Below are 17,581 nucleotides of genomic sequence, written 5' to 3' on the forward strand. Positions count from 1 at the left end.
CGCAATTAAGACTTAAATCAACATTCTAATTCTTGTAATACGCCTATGAGAATGCTATTTTCAAGGCCTCAAAATTCACTCTATTTGCAAGAGAAACTATTATGTTGAATGACAACTTTACCTACGCGTTTTCAAACGAAGCTCAAAACGAAATTTACGATTTCATCAAAGAACTTCACCAATACGAACTGATTCAGGATGCCCGCACATTAGCTGCAGATGACTGTCCAACTTTTATCAAAGAAGTTGAAGAGATTAGAAACGAACTTGAAAATGGAAAACGAATTGTTATCGTCAGACCATTTGTCGATCTTCACAATAAATATACAATTCAAGAACAAAGAACGATCAGCTGGTTGCTTGGAAACGTTCTTGGTGATCCATTAGTTCAAAACGAAGCAGGCGATAAAGTTATTTGTGTATTCGATCGCGACCGCAACAACACAATGACTAAAGGTGCTCGTTATCACCAGACTCGTGAAGGTGGAACAATTCATACTGATAACGTTAACGTTCCATACCACTGGGAATACCTTGTTTTAAGCTGTATCAGTCCAGCAATGTCTGGTGGAGAAAATATTCTTGTTAATGCTTTAACGGTTTATAAAATTCTGAAAGAAAAGCATCCGGATGTTATCGCAATTTTAGAAAAGAATTTCTACTGGGAACAACGTGGTGTAGCTGATGCTACTTACGAAGCTCCAATTATTACATACAATAAAAAAGGTGAGCCAATGTTTCGTCACCTTCGTCCGTATATGGAGTCAGCTCATAGAAAAGTTGGAGTGCCTCTTACAGACGAACAAATGTACGCCATCGATACACTGGATTCAGTCATCGAGCACTCGGACAATCAATACCGCCATACATTTAAGGCCGGTGAAATTCTTTTAACTTATGATTCACAAGTTCTTCATGGAAGAACATGTTTCTCTGATGAAATGAATGCCGTTACAATTTTTGATTTTAAAAAAGAACACAATAAACCATTAAAGCGCACCATGGATCGTCTGTGGGCAATGAAGAGACAAAAATTATGTCTAGTTTAACAGCACTTATTTTAGCAGCGGGATACGGTTCACGTATTGCTGACGTTACATTAAATCCAAAGAGCATGCTTCCAATCAATGAAAAATCATTGATGGACTGGCATTTTGATAGCCTGGCGCAAGTCGGGATTAAAGATGTCGTGGTGGTAACTGGATACAAAAGAGAAGTTCTTGAAGAGTATCTTGAAAAATTTAAAAGCAACTTCAATGTAGATTTCGCTGTGAACGACGACTACAAAGTTAAAGGGAATACTTATTCACTTTTCTTTGGACTAGAAAAAGTTGAAACAGATTTCTTATTGTTTGATGCTGACCTTATTTATGAAACAGAAATTCTTCGTGCATTCGTTGAAGATAGAAACCCTAACCAGATTCTGGTCGGAGAGAGTTCAATTGACGATATCGAATGTGCAAAGACGATGATTGATCAGGACGGATTCGTTCGTATGACAATTGATAAACGTGCAGTGACTGCAGAAGAGCGTGCTAAATATAAATTTGCTGGTGAAGCGATTGGTATTTTGAAGTTCTCTAAAGAATACCGTGATGACATGTTCAATGAGTGTAAGAAGTTTCTTGCTGATGAAAAAAACATCTCAAAAAACTGGGAACATGTCATGAATGAATTCCTTCATACACATGATATGGGAATTCACCAATCAGTTAGCAATAAATGGGTAGAGATCGATAATCGTGAAGATTACGAACGTGCTCAGAAACTTTTTAAGGATAACTAATGAGCTGGCTTTCAGAATATAGAAGTTCATTAAAGAACGTTCACGCTGAAGAATTTTTAGATGTCTATTTTTTTAGACCGATAGCTTTTGTTATCGTGAAGTCGTTTTATTCTCTTCCACTGACGCCAAATAATTATTCATTTATGTCTTTTGCTTCTGGAATGATTTCAGCAGCATTTTTCTACCAGGGATTATTTGCCTGGGGAGCTTTTTTCTTTTTCCTATTCGCTGTTCTTGACTGCTGTGATGGTATGCAAGCTCGCATGAAGAAAAACGGTTCAGAGTTCGGGCGCTTTGTTGATGGTTTAGTAGACTATGTTTCAAATGCTGCTTGTTACATCGCCCTTGGATTTGGAGTTGTGAAAGCAATGCCAATGACGGGAAGTATTCCAACTGTGTATCTGGTTATTGCGGCCGGAGTAAGTAAGGCACTTCACTCAATTACATATGATCACTACCTGATGGAGTATATTTCATACGACAAAGGTGACGGTGGATTTGTTCAAAGAGAGATCGAAGAAATTCGTGAAAAAATCAGAGTGACTAAGGCAGATCCAAATGGATCAAAACGTCGTTTGTTAATTCTTAAAATCTATCTTGGATTTACAAGTCTTCAGGCCGGAAACGAAGGACGCGAATTAAAGTATAATTCAAAAGAATACACTAAAAGAAATTTCCGCTCGATTCAGATGTGGGGCCTTATTGGACCTGCATGGCATATTACATTTTTAATTCTGGCGTTTTTATTTAATCACCCAGAGTGGCTTTTTGGTTACGCAATTATTTTTGGAAATATCTGGATGCTTCTAATGTTAGTTGTTCAACAAAGAATCAACCGAGGACTAATTTCTTCTAGGTTGGTGGCATGATCGCATTACCCCTAGGATTTTTAATTGGCTTCCTGATGTGCATTCCGGTTGGGCCAATTAATGTGTGGGTAGTGAACACGCTAATTAAACATAACTTCCGCTCAGCTTTTTCGATCGCTGTTGGTGGATCGATTATGGATTTTGTTTATTTCATGGTGATCCTGACGGGATTATCATTTTTCACTTTTTCTCATCAGACATCTTTAGTTTTAAAAATAGTCGGTGTGCTCTTCTTATTCCTTTTTGGTTTAAAAGAAATCATAGCTAAAGAAAAAGGAATGGAGATCTCGGAAGAGGAAAATAAGAAGAAGCCGCATGCTGCGAGTTTCTTTTTACTTGGTGTTTTAATTTACACTTCAAACCCGACATTAATTGCAACGATGTCTGGTTTAGCAGCGGTTATTAAGTCATGGCATGCTTTTGACTTTAATTTCCTGAACTATTTCTTGCTTTCTTTAGGCGTAGGAGTAGGGTCTGCAAGCTGGTTTTATTTTCTGTTGAAGATGGTTCAACGTTACCAAAACCGTATACCGAAAAAGTTTTTTTATCATTTCGGCCGGGCATCCGGTGTCTTGATTGTTCTCTTTAGTTTAATTATGGCCTTTAATGTTTATAAGGAAGTCTACCTATGAAAAACCTAACTACGAAAAAGTCTACGCAACTGCGAGCTATGCTTCAGTCAAATGAACTTGAATTCTTAATGGAAGCTCACAATGGTATCTCAGCAAAAATTGCTGAAGAAGCTGGATTCAAAGGAATTTGGGGATCAGGATTATCAATCTCTGCTTCTCTTGGTGTAAGAGATAATAACGAAGCTTCTTGGACTCAGGTTCTGGACGTTGTTGAATATATGAGTGACGCTACAAGAATTCCTATTCTTCTGGACGGTGACACTGGATACGGAAACTTTAACAACATGAGAAGATTAGTTATGAAACTTGAGCAACGTGGAGTTGCCGGGGTTTGTATCGAAGATAAAATTTTCCCAAAAACAAATTCATTTCTACGTACAGAAGCTCAACCGCTTGCTGACATTGAAGAATTTTGTGGAAAAATCAAAGCTGGTCAAGACACTAAGTTAGACGATGACTTCAACATCATCGCTCGCGTAGAAGCTCTAATCGCTGGATGGGGATTACAAGAAGCAGTTAAGAGAGCAGACGCTTACAGAAAAGCGGGAGCTAACGCTATTCTTATGCACTCAAAGATTTCAAAGCCAGATGAAATTCTAGCTTTCATGAAAGAATGGGGAGAGAGATCAAAAGAATGTCCGGTTGTTATCGTTCCAACTAAATACTACGCAACTCCAACAAATGTTTTCAGAGAAGCAGGTGTATCGACTGTAATCTGGGCCAACCACCAAATGAGAATGGCCGTAACAGCTATGCAAAATGTAACTAAGACAATCTTTGAAGAACAATCTTTAATGAACGTTGAAGATAAAATCGTTTCAGTTGCAGAATTATTCCGCCTTCAAAATGATAAAGAACTTGAAGCAGCTGAAAAATTATACCTAACAGTAGCAGACGCTGACGCTCCAAGAGTTATTCTTCTAGCAGCATCTCGTGGTGCTGAATTAAAAGAATTAACAGAAGACCGTCCCAAAGTACTTATCGATATCAACGGGAAGCCGTTAATTGAGCAATCAATCAACAACTTCTACGCTCACGATATTAAAGATATCTCGATCGTTACTGGATATAAAAAAGAAGCATTTAAATTCCCGAACATCAAGTACGTGAACAATGAAAACTTTGAAACAACAAGTGAACTTTCGTCATTATTCCTTGCTAGTAAACAGATCGCTGATAACGCAATCATCTCTTACGGTGACATTCTTTACAGAAAATACATCCTTTCTCGTCTATTAGAAGAAAAAGGGGATATTACAATTGTTGTCGATGCAACAATCAACAACCGTACAGCTGATTACAAAGGTGACTTCGTTCTTTGTTCTAGAAACCACAGCACAAGCTTCAATGAAGCTCCTGCTGAATTGAAAGGAATTAAATTCGGAACTGCTACTGAAAATAAAGAAGCAAGCGGTGAGTGGATTGGTCTTGTTAAGACAAATAAAGTTGGATCTGAAGTTTTATCAAAAGCTCTTGCTGAGCTTTCAACAACTCCAGACTTCAATAAGCTGAAGCTTCCAGATTTAATGAACCACCTTCTATCTAAGAAAGTAAAAATCAATGTTATGTACATTGATGGACACTGGATGGACGTGGATAGCTACTCTGACGTTTCAAAAGGTCAGAAATTTTAGTTTTTACGCTGAAGCCTTCTTATGAAGGCTTCTTCTTTTTGATTTAATAATTTATAGAGAGAATAATATGATTACAGCAGACAAATTTCTAACACCAGCAAGAGAACTAGGATTTAACTTCTTCACAGGAACACCTTGTTCTTACTTAAAACCATTTATCAATTACGTTATTGATACAGACGGATTTGATTTCGTAGACTCTGTTAACGAAGGTGACGCCATCGCAATCGCTGCGGGAGCAACTATCGGTGGAAAACGTGCAGTCGTTATGTTCCAAAACTCAGGTTTAGGAAATGCTGTAAACCCAATTACATCTCTTACATATACATTCAACATTCCAGTAATGATCATCACAACTCTTCGCGGAGAAGTTGGTGGACCTGCTGATGAACCTCAACATGAGTTAATGGGACAAATCACAACTCAGATGCTTGAGACGATGAGACTTAAATGGGCCTTCTTCCCTCAAACGGAAGAAGAAGTTGGACCTGCACTAAAAGCAGCAGATGAATATATGAAAGCTCACAATCAACCATTCGTGTTTGTTATGAGAAAAGATGATATCGCTGAATACAAACTTCAAACTAAACCAGCTCCATCTAAAAAAGATTTTTCAATTTCTCGCACAGATCATTTCGAACTTGATTACAAGTCACGTACAACAAGAACTCCAGTTCTTGAAGTGATTCAAAAATCAGTTGGAATGGACGCTGCTGTGATTGCAACGACTGGTAAAACAGGACGTGAATTTTACGAAGTAGGGGATCAAGCGAACCAGCTTTATATGGTTGGATCAATGGGATGTGCTCTTGCTTTCGGTTTCGGCCTGGCAATGGTTAAACCTAACCTTAAAGTTATCGTTATCGATGGTGACGGTGCCCTTCTAATGAGAACGGGATCAATGGCAACTGTTGGTGCTTATAAACCAAAGAACTTAGTTCATATCTTAATTGATAACGAAGCTCACGATTCAACTGGTGGACAGGGAACTGTGACAGGTGGAGTTTCTTTCGGAACTGTTGCTGCTGGATTCGGTTACCCGACTATCTACTCAACTGATAGCTTAGAAAAGTTCACAGGAATGATGAATGAAATTAAAAATAATAACTCAGCAACTTTCGTGCATTTAAAAACTCAAAAGGGATCGCCAGAGAAATTAGGAAGACCTAAGGTTACTCCGGCGCAAGTTTCAGTTAGGTTTACTGAATTTGTTCAATCCAAAGCTTAAGTAAATTGACCGCCTCTGCCTTCTCCGCATCGCTTGCAAAGCCTTGCGGAGGCATTGTCGGATAACCTTGAACGCCACTGACCATTGAGAAGAGTTCTTTCGCCTTATTCGCCTTCAAAATCTTTTCTTCATTACCAACGTCATCATATCTTAAAAGTTGAATCCCCGGGGCATTTGCGCCGCCGTGGCAGATGTAGCAAGTTGTATCGATCACTTTCGCCTGGAACTTTGTAAATGGGCCGGCATTACCGGAAGCGATCTTACTTAGAAGTGTTAATCTTCTGTTTTCTTCTTCGCTAACTTCAAGAGCATCGATAACAGGTTTACCTGTTTCAATTTCTTCAACTGGTTTTCCATCACCAAGACTTGGATCGTAGGCCAGCCTTAAAACTTTTTTGTTCATATCTTCGATGATGATCACAGAGCCATCTGGCATTTCAGTTAATCCAACCGGACTTCCGTACTTTTGTTCGCCTCTTGTATCCCATCCGTAAACGACACTTTGTGGAGTTCCTGTTGGGAGTCCATTAGAATCGCGCTTGAAAGTAACAATCCTATGCCCTTTTGCTTCGAAACCATGAAGACTAGCGAGCAAGCGACCCTTATACCATTCCGGGAAAGTTGATCCCTGATAAATCATAAATGAGAGTGGAGCAGAGTGAGCTGGCAAAAACATATGTGGTTTTTTGAAGCTATCACATTTTACTTTTTCCCATTCAGGACTGTTTTCATTGTTGTCGTAGCAGTATGGCCAGCCATAGTGTTTATCTTTTTCCACAATATTGATTTCATCATGAGGGACATCGCTTCCGTTTAAGCGTGAAGCATTTTTTTCAATAGCATCGCGGCTGTTTTCACCTTGAAGCAGGATTTTTCTTTTAGCATCCCATGAAAGTGCGACTGAATTTCTTAAACCTTTTGCATAGATCTCAAATGATTTTGAAACTACACCTTGAGCATTCATTTTATAACGACGAATTTGTCCCTGACCAATATCCTGGTCTTCGGCCTCATCACACGTTTTTTTTCTTCCACCAAAAATTCCACCAAGACCATTTTTATGACAAACATTAGTCGCAGCACCAACGTTGATAAAAATTGAACCTGATTCATCGAAAGCAAAAGACTTTAGAGGGTGTAGTCCTTCGGCCGGAAGATTTTGTACCAAGACTTCAATCGTTGATATTGGATTTTCTGCCAGAGGGTTAAATCTTAGAAGTGAGGTTGCTGCTCCAACATAATAAAGTCCGTCAATGTGACGAGTGATCTGATGAGGGCGATTAATGATTTCACGCCTTGGATCTTTAGGATCTGAAAATGACTTGGAATTGATAATATCTTTTAAAGTTGATTCACCATTTTTTTCAAATGTAATTGCTACGATTTTTCCGTCGTATGGCTCCCATGAACCCATATCAGCAACAGCAATCTGATTATCGTTTATAACGGCTGCAGTTCTTGGCTTTTTTAGTCCAGTACCATCGTAAACTTGTCCAAGGCAGAATCCTGGTGCCGTCTTTACGTCGACCATTGAAAACCCATCGCAATCACCAATCATTTTATAGACACTGCCAAGACTAGATGGTGCGCGCGTGAAAAAGTTAACGTACCTAACGTAATCTTCCTGATCCATCCATTTCGTATCCTGGAATTTTACTGGAAATGCACTGGCCGTGACTGCCTGTGGAGGAGTCGCTAGGTGCGAGCAAGAAGTAGTTATTAGGGTTGTTGATAGAAGTACTAGAATAAGATTTTTCATCTAATAAGGATAACATGAGAGAGGAAGAGGTGACTTTCCTAGGAAATATTCACCTCTTCTATAAAGACTTGTTCAATTACTTTGTAGCAGGAGTCACGTTACAGCATCCTTCAAGAACCATTGGAAGTGCTTTAATATCTAAAACTGCTGAGTGTGAGTAAGTTTGATCACTCATTCCATCAGAACACTGGTCATTTAGAACAATCGTCGCAGTTGCTTTTCTAGCTTTTGCTACAACACCGAAATCATCCGCTCTTGCTGCCATAAACTTTTGAGATAGAATTTTTTCAGTTTTATTAACTTCTACTTCTCCGTAATAATCGTAAGAAAGTTTGTCGCCTTTAATACTCATTCCCCAGAAAGGTTCAGTTCCCGAGCATGTATAGTCAACGGCCATTGCTGATACAGAAAAAGACATAGCTAGTAAGAGGATTAAATTTTTCATGAAGACTCCATTTTAAAAATTGATAACCGGATTTAGCTTTTTAAATGAAGTTAATCTAGGCTTGATGTAAAATTTCAGGCCTAATTTATCTTAAAGGAGTTCAGACCAAGTCATTCCCACTGAAACTGAACGATAAAGTGCTGAATTTCTACTTTTTCCCAACAGAGTTGAGTCTGTATAGCTTAAGTTAACCGAAGTTGTTTTAGTGAACATCCACATTGGGGCCAGAGTGATATCCCAGTATTGTCCTGAGACTAAGTTTTGTGTTTGGTATTTTTTATCGGCCAGATAGTTCCATTGAAGAGTCGTTGAAAAATCAAATTCATCATTGAATGAATAAGTATAACTTCCGGCAGTCGTGAAAGCATAAGTCGAAGAAAGATTTTTTTGTTTCGGAAGATATTGTGGAGTTGCACTGAGTTTCCATTCATTTTTTACAGCAACAAAAGGAATATCTAATTTATAAAAACCAGTTCCTCTGATGTCAGTTCTCAATTCTTTTTTAGAATTGAAATTATTTTCACCGAAAGGAATGATGAACTTTGCTCCTACAAATAAACGAGGAAGCCATTCGTTGTATGAGTAATTTGTCACAGCTTCATAAAAAGTACCAAGACCAAGATCGCCCAATCCTGATGAGGTTTCATTTTTTCCCAGGCGTTTGGATTCTTTTTGGGTGAAGTTTAAACTCATATTGCCCTGAGCACGCTCTCCGAATAGTTTTTTATACTCAACACTTGTTGTAAAAGTTTGATCTTTATTATTGTCAGCGTCCATTAAGGCCTGACCATTGTTATTAGTTTGACCGATATCAGATCTAAGTAGAGTAGAGAAAGTCCATTCTTGTAAATGATCCCCAACAATCAAGCTTGAAGCTGATGAACCACCGCCACAGCAAGAAGCTGCGTAAAGATTTGTGCAAAATAAGAGTGTGATTAAAGTGTAATAGATTTTTGCCATTGATCCATTACCTGATTATTTTCTAAAATTTCTACGTGTAAAACCCAAAGGCCAGGCATGATGAAGGCCAGTTCACTAAAGATATAGTCAGTAGAGTTTAACTGCTTCATTTCAACGGGAGAAGACCCGTGGCCCATATCAGGCATCCAGATGTAGACATTTAATGTTTGATTGTTTTTTAGAGGTCTCTCTAGTTTAAATTCAAAAGATGAAAGGTCATCAAGTGCGGGAGGTGTAATCCAGTTAATGGAAAAGCCAAGTTGCTCATTTCTAAATTGTTCACTTAATAAAACGCCACCTGCGCTCTCGCTTAGGTTTTTTCCCACTTTATTCAAAAGAGGTGATTTCCCGCAGCTTGCAAGAGTGAAGATGAATAATAAGAAAACTATCTTATAATAACGCATCCAAGTGACCTTGTTTCCTTTTCAGTAATTTCTTTATGAGAACTAACTTCAGCTAGAGCATTTTTTAAGTAAGTTTTTCCGGCATTCGTAGGATTGGTTCTATCAGTGACACCACCGTTGTAAAGCACTTCATTGTTTTCATTTAAGATGAAAGCTTGTGGAGTACGATTTGCTTTTAAGAGATTGGCAATGACAAGGTTGTTGTCATCAATAACAGGAAATTCTGGTTTATAAACTTCAACCACTTCTTTGATTTCTTGAAGAGTCCCGCCTTTTTTAGAATGCACGCCAATGAAATCTATTTCAGGAAACTCTTTCGCCAGTTTATTTAAGTAGGGAATGTTTTGTTGAGTGCAAGGGCAAGTCCTGTTTAAGAATACCAGGACTTTTGTTTTTTTAATCGATTCAATATTTAATTCACGAGCTTCTGGATAAGCTTTCTGCACTGGAAATTGCACAGTATTCGCTTTAAAGCTAAAAATGAATGGAATAATGAAAAGTAGATTCTTCATAGTTATTATAAATCAACTGGTGATCTAACTTCTTCTACAACTTCTTTTTTATCATTTAGTAATTGGAATTTTAAATACCACTGTCCGTTCATTCCACCCATGAAGTAAATTTTTTCAATCAGGTAGTCTCTTGGTGTAACCACTTTTGTCGTTACTGGACGAGATCCATGCTCGTGCCCCATCATCACCATCCACGGAAGAACATTTAATGTTAAATCTTTATCTTCAGATAAATTAACGACGACAGTATTGAACTCGTTAATTGATGGGCCTTTAACCCATGAGACTCTTGCGCAAATATTATTTTTAACAAAATTAATTTCATCTTGTTGGCACGCATAGGCTTTGGTAAAAAAAGATACAAAAATTAAAGATAAGAATAGGGTCTTCATAACGGCTCCGTTTAATTTAGATGTCTCTTTATAGACGAAGAGACTAAAACTGTCACTGCAACATAATGGTGCAGTTAAAGAAGAATCAACTATGCCAAATGCCTTAAATCAATTGCGAAAGTGGTTGTTTCCATTGGGAAGTAACCTTGAGGAGAATCATCTAAGAGCGTCACTAATTATCTCTCTGCGCTGGGTAATTATGATGGTGGAGTTCTTAGTCGCGCTAACCTATGGATTCCGCAATCAGCTCAACTGGGGCACCTATGCCATAGTCGTTGTAAGCATCATGGCCCTGGTTATCTTCAATACCGTGATCACCATCAGGCTGAAGGAGAAAAAGACCGTATCAACGCTCTCGCTTGCGATTCAGTTACTATTTGATCTTTTCCAGTTATTCATTTTCTTAAAGTTAATCATGTCTCAAGCAAACCCACTGGTTGAAATTTTTTATCTCCCATTGATCGTTGGTATTATTACTTTACCAATTCTTTGGAATTTTTTCTTCACGATCATTATCGGAATTCATGTAGGAAGTTTCTATCTTTCGGCACATGCTGATCATCATAACTACCATCATTTCTATTCTCACTTATTCACCATCTCACTTTTATGGGTGACACTTAATCTGCTTATGAGTTTTATCCGTCACTTTCAAAAACGTTTAGCGAGTGTACAAAACTACAAACAAAGAATGGATCACTTGAAAGTTGTAGGAGCGATGACATCTGGATTTTGTCATCAAATGGCCACTCCTTTAAATACGATCAAACTGCGCTTGGATCGTATGAATAGGAATCAGGATTTTTCTAAAGATGATATCAATTCTGCTTTGATGGCCTTAGGCCAGTGTGAGCAGGCCTTGCGTGATTTATCCCAGCTAAAAGTTGAAAAGACTGTAGGGCTCAATGAAGATATTGAAGTGAAAAACTTCTGCGAGAACTTAATTAAGAATTCTTATCCAGAGTTATCTCTGCAAGTTGAAGACAATGTCCAAACCATCAGCTGTCATCCACAATTACTAACTCAAACTCTATTGGATCTTTTTGATAATGCTTTTGATTCAAGTCCCGAAGGGAGTGTTGTTTTAAAGATTTATCATAATCAAGAATTTATAAATTTCGAAGTCATCAATCAAAAAGCAAGCTTATCTGAGAGTGTCTTGGGGAAATTAGGTGAGCCATTTAATAGCACTAAAGAGCTAGGCGCAGGTCTTGGACTCTTCAATGCTTTTAATTCAGCACTGGTCATGCGTGGGAATTTTAAAATCTTTAACAACAATAATAATGTGCACGCACTATTGTCATTGCCGCTTACCCGTTTTGAGGAAAACTAATGAAAGTTTTATTAATTGATGACGATGAAAATTTTATCAGCTCACTCGTTTTAGAATTTCAAGATCGTCACATTGAAGTTCAGGCCTACACTCAATTTGTTGATGTTCCTAAAAATCTTATTCAAGGTTTTACTCACGCTATCGTTGATTTAAGACTTAAAGGTGAAAATGGGCTTAATATTTTAGTCGGACTGCGAGAGCAGAATGAAGAGATTAAAATGATTATGCTCACAGGTTTTGGCACAATTTCTACTGCTGTAGAGGCCATGAAACTAGGCGCTATAAATTATCTTTCTAAACCAGTTTCATTCGATTTACTTTTACACACAATGCAAAATTCTCCAATTGATTCAGGAGAAGCGATCGAATTGTCTGAGTCAGAAATGACTCTGGCCGAAAAAGAGCGCGAATATATTGAATATGTGTTGGTGAAGTGTGAAAACAATATTTCAAAGGCCGCTAAAATCCTGGGCCTTCACCGCCAAAGTCTCCAGCGAATGCTGAAAAAATACCCCTTTCACAGGGACTCATTCTAGGTTAGGATGTGCACCTAAATTTCAATTCTAAACGTGAGTAAACATGAAAACTGTTAAACGCAATATTCTATTAAATCCAGGTCCGGCAACTACAACTGATTCAGTAAAAAACGCGATGGTTGTGCCAGATATTTGTCCAAGAGAATTAGAGTTCGGTGAACTGACTCTTTCTGTAAGAGATGATTTAATTAAAATTGCTCACGGTGAAAAAAATCACACAGCAGTAATGCTTACGTCATCAGGAACTGGTGGAGTTGAAGCTTGTTTAACTTCAGTTATCCCTGATGGTAAAAAAGTTTTAATCATCAACAACGGCGCTTACGGTGAACGTATGCAAGCGATCTGTGATGCTTATGGAATTGGACATGTTGATTACAACATCCCGGCTTCAAAACCAGTTGATTTAGAAGTTCTAGAAAAAATGATTGTGGATCATAAAAGTGAAATCTCTCACGTTGCTTTCATTCACCATGAAACAACTGTAGGGATCTTGAATCCTCTAAGCGAAATCTGTCACATGTCTCATAAACATGGATTAGAAAATATCGTTGATGCTATGTCATCATTTGCAGGAATGGATATTGATGTTGAACGTGATCAAGTTGATTACCTCGTATCATCTTCAAATAAATGTATTCAAGGAATGGCGGGAATTAGTTTTGTTATCGCTCGTCTTGAAAACTTAAAGAAGACTGCGCCGATTAAGAGAAATTTTTATTTCAACCTACTGGCGAACTACGAATACCTTCAGAAGAACAAACAATTCCTTTTCACTCCACCAGTTCAAACTCTGTATGCTTTAAGACAAGCAGTGACTGAGTACTTTAATGAAGGAGCACAAAACCGTTACTCTCGTTATGCTTCAATGTATGAAATTATGAAGAAGCGTGTACGCGAACTTGGCTTTGAATTTCTTGTTGAGGAAAAACACCACGCAAAATTGTTAACGGCGATCCTAGATCCAAAAAGTGCGAATTATTCATTTAACGAAATGCATGATTATTTATTTGAAAGAGGCTTTACGATTTATCCGGGGAAGGTGGGAAGTATCAACACTTTCAGGTTATCGAATATCGGCGAGATTTACCCCGCCGACATTGAAGCTTTCTTAGTAGTGTTTGAAGAGTATTTAAGAATTAAGAAGATTATCTAATTCTTAGCACTCGTTCGGGTTTAAAGTTGTGGGCTCACTCCAACAGCGATTACCATAACGATCAGACATAAAATAATAACGTCGAGCTTGCTAATTTTGTTCCAGATCATAAAAACTCCCCATTGATTAATAAATCAGATGGGAGTTAATATATTTTTTATTGATGAATGCCAACGTGGGAAGTATTAATTTTACGTAAAGAATTCCACTCTTGACCTAAGTATCCGAAAACTAGCCAATACAATCGATCTCCCATACCACCTAGCGAGAAATTTGCGTGATAAATGACGAATACCGGCAAATGAGCTAGGAGAAAGAGAGCCATGGTTTGGCGGTTCACATCGTCCTCTTTTAGGCCTTTTAAGACGGCCGCGATCATTAAAAGATAAGCAATGATGGATAAAACGAGCAGTGGATAGCCACCAATTACGCCGGCCGAGACGAACATATTGTGTGGGTCCTTGAAGGAATTATAGCTTTCAACTTCGATCCCTTCTTTTGCACCGCTGAAAAATTTGTAGAGCAGACCGTGTCCGAAATAGGGGCTTTGCTCGAACATATCCCAGCCGCGGAAGACTTCATCCATTCTTGTAGAAACCCCATCCTGTGCAGGTCTTAATCCAAAACCAGTTTTCCCAGTTGTGACTTCGTACATGAATTGCGAAGTGGGAGCACCGACAAGTAAAACAGAAATGAGAAAACATGAAAGGAAGGTGAACTTAAATAATCTGATCGATCTTTTTTTAGATCCGTAGATCAAGATTCCAACGAAGCCTGTGATTAAAATTGTGACGAAAGCTGCTTTAGTCGCCGTAAATAAAACGGCAAGCGTAATGAGAAACAATCCGATTAATTTTAAAAGTGTATTACTTTTTAGTGTCCACATTTTATCCTGAAAAATTTTCGGCAGGAAAAAAATGAAGGCCGCTGTACTCGCGGTTACCATATGTGGAATGTGCTTGAAAAATCCAGTAAAGCGTCCACCACGGAACATAAAAGGAAATAAAACGGGAAGGAAAAGCACACTTAAAATAACTAATGACGAGCTGGTTTTATTCACCCAATTAATGAATTTCTCCAATGGGAAAACTGAAGGGATGATCACCCCGTAAACCAGGATCAACATGATGGCCATTCCAAGTCCACCAAGCTGCACGATCACAGATTGAGTGATGTTCACTAAGGTAATCTGGAAAAGCGTCTGGATCGAAAGCACCGCAAACATTGTATAGATAAATATTTTATAAAACTTTGAAAGTGGATAGAGACTTTTAGTTTTTAGCCAATAATAAATAAGGATCAAAGCAATAATGAATTGCAGGCCGAAGTTAATGAAAGGGTGTAATCCGTATTGAAAAATAAACGGTGGAACAGAGTATGGAACAACCTGCATCCATTTAAATGAAAGTTTTGAGACAAAAATTAAAACAATTAAAGTGATACAGCAAAAGTCGATAATTTTTGTAACGGAAAACTTTGGGCCGTTCATTATTTATCAGTCTTATCGTGGATGATAACGGCCGTTAGGATAGTCGTTAAAATAACTGAAACAATCGAGATCATTCTGAATGAGTCATTGCTTACTAATGGACTCTTATTTTTGATAAGAACAATGTCATTTGATGCCAATGTATAGTCGTCTTTAGCGCCATTTTTCAAAACGTCTTCTAAATTTAGGTTCAAGCTTTTCTTTTGCTCACCATTAGGCGCCTTGATGTCTTGTTGATCATTACCAATCACAATATTTTCTAAGTCCGCTTCATTGTTCGTTCCTCCCGCTAAAGAGAGCAATGTAGTTAATTTCATGTTGGCCGGAACGTGGTAAAGCCCTGCATTTTTTACAGCACCTAAAAGTCTGATAGGTATTAATTCCTGATTGGGGTAAGACTCAAAAACAAATTCAGATGGGGAACTAAGGTTATATTTTGTGGCCTTTGAAGTATCAACTGATGCCGCAAAAGTTTGATTGATTAAAATACTATACGTAAAAAGGCAGATAATCAGTTGTCTCATGGCCGAAAGCTCCTGGATCTTTAAAAAAATGACTTCCTTTATAATAGCAGAAATTATAAATAGGAATAATTTTTTAAATAAAAAACTAGAACGTTTTATAGGAAGAATATGAACTCGAACGAAGAAATTACATTACATCAAGTCTTGTTGATTTTTACAAAGCGCTGGAAGTATCTTTTGATGCTTGCTTTGATCTTCGCTCTTGCTGCCCTGGTGAAACACAAATACTTTCCGACATATCCTGGTACTGGAAAACTAATCATTAAAGATGTACGAAACAGTCAACTACAACTGGTTTTAAGCAGTGTGGCCGGACCTGGAACTGAGACCACTTCATCAGAAGTGAAAGGTGAAGATGTTGTCGATAGAGCAGAAATTGTTTTAGACACTCATGAGTATTATGTGGCACTTGCACAAAGACTTCTGCAAATTAAAAAGGAAACAGGAAATATCGCACTGACAAATTTCTTTAAGAAGTTTGAAGATAATGAAAGCAATCCTGAGTATGTTCATAATGTTGCCAATGTTCTTTCTGGCATCATTACTTTTAACTCTGCCAAAGGTGGCGTGTTAGTCATCAATGTTAAAACTAATAACCGTGAGCTTTCAGTTTTAGTGGTGAATGAAGCACTAAAAGAAGCGCAGAAAAATATTATTGATAGAGAGCTTGAAGACCTGGATCGTGCTGAAAACTATTTCAATGCTGAGCTTGAAAGTGTCAGAGGTAGACTGGATGGAATTGAAAACTCAACTGTTAAAAAGTTGCAGAAGAATCAAATCCTGTCAGTAGATGTAGAAAAAGGTGATAGCTCGAAATACATCAGTGAGCTTAAGAAGAACATCAACGATACAAGCATCGCGATTTCAAACAATACAAGCCGTATGAACTCTTTAAATGAAAAGATTAAAAATGGTGGCGCCAGAGATCTAGGTGTTATCAGCAAGTTCAATGAGTCTTCTCAGGTAAAAATGCTGGAAGATCAAAACAAAGACCTGGAAATTGAATTAAAAACTTATAAGTCGTATTTGCGCAGTTATGAAAACCAAAAGACCGGTTTAGTACCAATGCAATATGAAATTCAGAAGATGAATGCCAACCATGACTTTGAATACAAGATTTTTGCTTCTTTAAATGACAGTCTTGCAAGAATTGGTTTGCAAAAAACATATGTAAAAAATAAAGTAGATATATTGGAACAGGAGCGAGTTTCTAGGGTAAAGTCTAGTCCGTCACTGGCAATAATGATGCTTATTTCGTTAATGCTCTCACAAGTCATTGGGATGTTTAGTATATATGTCTACGAGCTCTTCAAACCAAACGCCTAACCACCTTATCACTACGGCGATACTAGGTGAGTTTGAGAGTATTTCCCAAAAATTTTCTGCATTTCAAAATACTAACTCACTTAGCTGCCCTCCAGGGTGTGGAAAGTGCTGTTTTAAAGCTGATATCTACTGCGCTCCCATTGAATTACTTCCTTTAGCAATGGAACTTCTTAATAGAGGTGAAGCGGAAACTTATTTGGAAAAATGCCAGGATATCAAAGAAGACCGCTGCCTTTTTCTGAGTGTTCAGGATGAAAAGACAGGTAAGGGAACTTGTACTGAATATAAATATCGTCCTTTGGTTTGTCGCACTTTTGGAGTTGCTCCAAGACATGACAAAAATGGGCTAGTCAATTTTTCGGTTTGTACGACACTAAAAGAAACAAACCCTGAGAGTTTCGCTAAGCTGCAGAAAAGGGATTTCACCGATGTTGAAATTCCTTTTATCGATCAATCAAAAAACAAACTTGCTTGCCTTGATCCGCGCCTGGCAGAAGAAGAATTCCCGATTAATGAGTCTCTCGCGATGATCCTTGAAAAAGTTTTATTCTACGAAAGTTTTAATGCGAGTCCTCGCAACTAGTTATTATCAATTTCCA

At 38.0% G+C, this 17,581-nt stretch carries 19 protein-coding genes; 11 read left to right on the forward strand and 8 right to left on the reverse strand.

The window, feature by feature from the left end:
* Window positions 1-101 precede the first annotated feature (101 nt).
* The 6 genes from SHI21_RS03615 to aepY all read left to right on the forward strand — a co-directional run bounded on the left by SHI21_RS03615 (window position 102) and on the right by aepY (window position 6,149).
* The gene (locus SHI21_RS03615; protein ID WP_323574755.1) at window positions 102-1,049 is read left to right on the forward strand and encodes a TauD/TfdA family dioxygenase; all 948 of its coding nucleotides are present in this window, start codon (window positions 102-104) and stop codon (window positions 1,047-1,049) included.
* Window positions 1,037-1,786 (forward strand): phosphocholine cytidylyltransferase family protein, encoded by a 750-nt coding sequence (locus SHI21_RS03620; protein WP_323574756.1) that lies wholly within the window; start codon window positions 1,037-1,039, stop codon window positions 1,784-1,786. The genes SHI21_RS03615 and SHI21_RS03620 overlap by 13 nt, the downstream gene beginning before the upstream one ends.
* Window positions 1,786-2,655 (forward strand): CDP-alcohol phosphatidyltransferase family protein, encoded by an 870-nt coding sequence (locus SHI21_RS03625; RefSeq protein WP_323574757.1) that lies wholly within the window; start codon window positions 1,786-1,788, stop codon window positions 2,653-2,655. Before SHI21_RS03620 ends, SHI21_RS03625 begins: the two co-directional genes overlap by 1 nt.
* Window positions 2,652-3,287, forward strand: coding sequence for a LysE family translocator (locus tag SHI21_RS03630; protein WP_323574758.1), 636 nt, complete (start codon window positions 2,652-2,654; stop codon window positions 3,285-3,287). The genes SHI21_RS03625 and SHI21_RS03630 overlap by 4 nt, the downstream gene beginning before the upstream one ends.
* Window positions 3,284-4,921, forward strand: a complete 1,638-nt coding sequence (gene aepX / locus SHI21_RS03635) for a phosphoenolpyruvate mutase (RefSeq protein WP_323574759.1) — start codon at window positions 3,284-3,286, stop codon at window positions 4,919-4,921. Before SHI21_RS03630 ends, aepX begins: the two co-directional genes overlap by 4 nt.
* Before the next feature lie 67 nt (window positions 4,922-4,988).
* Window positions 4,989-6,149 carry a phosphonopyruvate decarboxylase gene (gene aepY / locus SHI21_RS03640; protein WP_323574760.1) on the forward strand — a complete coding sequence of 387 codons (1,161 nt, stop codon included), beginning with the start codon at window positions 4,989-4,991 and terminating at the stop codon, window positions 6,147-6,149.
* Here the strand turns inward: aepY and SHI21_RS03645 are convergent.
* The 6 genes from SHI21_RS03645 to SHI21_RS03670 form a co-directional block, all read right to left on the reverse strand.
* Window positions 6,121-7,908 (reverse strand): PQQ-dependent sugar dehydrogenase, encoded by a 1,788-nt coding sequence (locus SHI21_RS03645; protein WP_323574761.1) that lies wholly within the window; start codon window positions 7,906-7,908, stop codon window positions 6,121-6,123. The genes aepY and SHI21_RS03645 overlap by 29 nt on opposite strands.
* Window positions 7,909-7,984: 76 nt before the next feature.
* Window positions 7,985-8,353, reverse strand: coding sequence for a hypothetical protein (locus SHI21_RS03650; protein WP_323574762.1), 369 nt, complete (start codon window positions 8,351-8,353; stop codon window positions 7,985-7,987).
* 90 nt (window positions 8,354-8,443) lie between these two features.
* The gene (locus SHI21_RS03655; RefSeq protein WP_323574763.1) at window positions 8,444-9,313 is read right to left on the reverse strand and encodes a hypothetical protein; all 870 of its coding nucleotides are present in this window, start codon (window positions 9,311-9,313) and stop codon (window positions 8,444-8,446) included.
* A complete protein-coding gene (locus SHI21_RS03660; protein ID WP_323574764.1) occupies window positions 9,289-9,717 on the reverse strand; it encodes a hypothetical protein in 429 nt (142 codons plus the stop codon). Before SHI21_RS03660 ends, SHI21_RS03655 begins: the two co-directional genes overlap by 25 nt.
* The gene (locus SHI21_RS03665) at window positions 9,699-10,229 is read right to left on the reverse strand and encodes a redoxin domain-containing protein (RefSeq protein ID WP_323574765.1); all 531 of its coding nucleotides are present in this window, start codon (window positions 10,227-10,229) and stop codon (window positions 9,699-9,701) included. The genes SHI21_RS03660 and SHI21_RS03665 overlap by 19 nt, the downstream gene beginning before the upstream one ends.
* Before the next feature lie 5 nt (window positions 10,230-10,234).
* Complete coding sequence (locus tag SHI21_RS03670; protein WP_323574766.1) at window positions 10,235-10,621, reverse strand: hypothetical protein; 387 nt, start codon at window positions 10,619-10,621, stop codon at window positions 10,235-10,237.
* Window positions 10,622-10,712: 91 nt separating this feature from the next.
* Here SHI21_RS03670 and SHI21_RS03675 point away from each other — a divergent pair, with 91 nt between their 5' ends.
* Genes SHI21_RS03675 through SHI21_RS03685 form a run of 3 tightly spaced genes read left to right on the forward strand, consistent with a single transcriptional unit; the run spans window position 10,713 to window position 13,643 of the window.
* On the forward strand, window positions 10,713-11,954 hold the full coding sequence (locus tag SHI21_RS03675; RefSeq protein ID WP_323574767.1) for an ATP-binding protein: 1,242 nt from the start codon (window positions 10,713-10,715) through the stop codon (window positions 11,952-11,954).
* The gene (locus SHI21_RS03680) at window positions 11,954-12,490 is read left to right on the forward strand and encodes a response regulator transcription factor (protein ID WP_323574768.1); all 537 of its coding nucleotides are present in this window, start codon (window positions 11,954-11,956) and stop codon (window positions 12,488-12,490) included. Before SHI21_RS03675 ends, SHI21_RS03680 begins: the two co-directional genes overlap by 1 nt.
* Window positions 12,491-12,533: 43 nt before the next feature.
* Complete coding sequence (locus tag SHI21_RS03685) at window positions 12,534-13,643, forward strand: 2-aminoethylphosphonate aminotransferase (protein WP_323574769.1); 1,110 nt, start codon at window positions 12,534-12,536, stop codon at window positions 13,641-13,643.
* Window positions 13,644-13,800: 157 nt separating this feature from the next.
* On the opposite strand, the gene SHI21_RS03690 is transcribed toward SHI21_RS03685, so the two are convergent.
* Entirely contained in the window at window positions 13,801-15,132 is a 1,332-nt protein-coding gene (locus SHI21_RS03690; RefSeq protein WP_323574770.1) for an O-antigen ligase family protein, read from the reverse strand.
* Window positions 15,132-15,656, reverse strand: a complete 525-nt coding sequence (locus SHI21_RS03695; protein WP_323574771.1) for an SLBB domain-containing protein — start codon at window positions 15,654-15,656, stop codon at window positions 15,132-15,134. Before SHI21_RS03695 ends, SHI21_RS03690 begins: the two co-directional genes overlap by 1 nt.
* A gap of 108 nt (window positions 15,657-15,764) precedes the next feature.
* Between SHI21_RS03695 and SHI21_RS03700 the strand changes: the two genes are divergently transcribed.
* Together SHI21_RS03700 and SHI21_RS03705 are read left to right on the forward strand one after the other, a co-directional pair.
* Window positions 15,765-16,982, forward strand: coding sequence for a GumC domain-containing protein (locus tag SHI21_RS03700; RefSeq protein ID WP_323574772.1), 1,218 nt, complete (start codon window positions 15,765-15,767; stop codon window positions 16,980-16,982).
* Complete coding sequence (locus tag SHI21_RS03705) at window positions 16,951-17,565, forward strand: YkgJ family cysteine cluster protein (RefSeq protein WP_323574773.1); 615 nt, start codon at window positions 16,951-16,953, stop codon at window positions 17,563-17,565. The genes SHI21_RS03700 and SHI21_RS03705 overlap by 32 nt, the downstream gene beginning before the upstream one ends.
* The last annotated feature ends 16 nt before the right edge of the window (window positions 17,566-17,581 follow it).

The sequence above is a fragment of the Bacteriovorax sp. PP10 genome, from assembly GCF_035013165.1.
Lineage (GTDB): Bacteria > Bdellovibrionota > Bacteriovoracia > Bacteriovoracales > Bacteriovoracaceae > Bacteriovorax > Bacteriovorax antarcticus.

Bases quoted from the DNA above. Each gene is read 5' to 3' on its own strand.
- SHI21_RS03680 (WP_323574768.1), top strand. From the start codon at position 11,954: ATGAAAGTTTTATTAATTGATGACGATGAAAATTTTATCAGCTCACTC.
- SHI21_RS03675 (WP_323574767.1), top strand. From the start codon at position 10,713: ATGCCAAATGCCTTAAATCAATTGCGAAAGTGGTTGTTTCCATTGGGA.
- SHI21_RS03670 (WP_323574766.1), bottom strand. From the start codon at position 10,621: ATGAAGACCCTATTCTTATCTTTAATTTTTGTATCTTTTTTTACCAAA.
- SHI21_RS03645 (WP_323574761.1), bottom strand. From the start codon at position 7,908: ATGAAAAATCTTATTCTAGTACTTCTATCAACAACCCTAATAACTACT.
- SHI21_RS03665 (WP_323574765.1), bottom strand. From the start codon at position 10,229: ATGAAGAATCTACTTTTCATTATTCCATTCATTTTTAGCTTTAAAGCG.
- aepY (WP_323574760.1), top strand. From the start codon at position 4,989: ATGATTACAGCAGACAAATTTCTAACACCAGCAAGAGAACTAGGATTT.
- SHI21_RS03620 (WP_323574756.1), top strand. From the start codon at position 1,037: ATGTCTAGTTTAACAGCACTTATTTTAGCAGCGGGATACGGTTCACGT.
- aepX (WP_323574759.1), top strand. From the start codon at position 3,284: ATGAAAAACCTAACTACGAAAAAGTCTACGCAACTGCGAGCTATGCTT.
- SHI21_RS03625 (WP_323574757.1), top strand. From the start codon at position 1,786: ATGAGCTGGCTTTCAGAATATAGAAGTTCATTAAAGAACGTTCACGCT.
- SHI21_RS03660 (WP_323574764.1), bottom strand. From the start codon at position 9,717: ATGCGTTATTATAAGATAGTTTTCTTATTATTCATCTTCACTCTTGCA.
- SHI21_RS03685 (WP_323574769.1), top strand. From the start codon at position 12,534: ATGAAAACTGTTAAACGCAATATTCTATTAAATCCAGGTCCGGCAACT.
- SHI21_RS03630 (WP_323574758.1), top strand. From the start codon at position 2,652: ATGATCGCATTACCCCTAGGATTTTTAATTGGCTTCCTGATGTGCATT.
- SHI21_RS03650 (WP_323574762.1), bottom strand. From the start codon at position 8,353: ATGAAAAATTTAATCCTCTTACTAGCTATGTCTTTTTCTGTATCAGCA.
- SHI21_RS03700 (WP_323574772.1), top strand. From the start codon at position 15,765: ATGAACTCGAACGAAGAAATTACATTACATCAAGTCTTGTTGATTTTT.
- SHI21_RS03695 (WP_323574771.1), bottom strand. From the start codon at position 15,656: ATGAGACAACTGATTATCTGCCTTTTTACGTATAGTATTTTAATCAAT.
- SHI21_RS03615 (WP_323574755.1), top strand. From the start codon at position 102: ATGTTGAATGACAACTTTACCTACGCGTTTTCAAACGAAGCTCAAAAC.
- SHI21_RS03655 (WP_323574763.1), bottom strand. From the start codon at position 9,313: ATGGCAAAAATCTATTACACTTTAATCACACTCTTATTTTGCACAAAT.
- SHI21_RS03690 (WP_323574770.1), bottom strand. From the start codon at position 15,132: ATGAACGGCCCAAAGTTTTCCGTTACAAAAATTATCGACTTTTGCTGT.
- SHI21_RS03705 (WP_323574773.1), top strand. From the start codon at position 16,951: ATGTCTACGAGCTCTTCAAACCAAACGCCTAACCACCTTATCACTACG.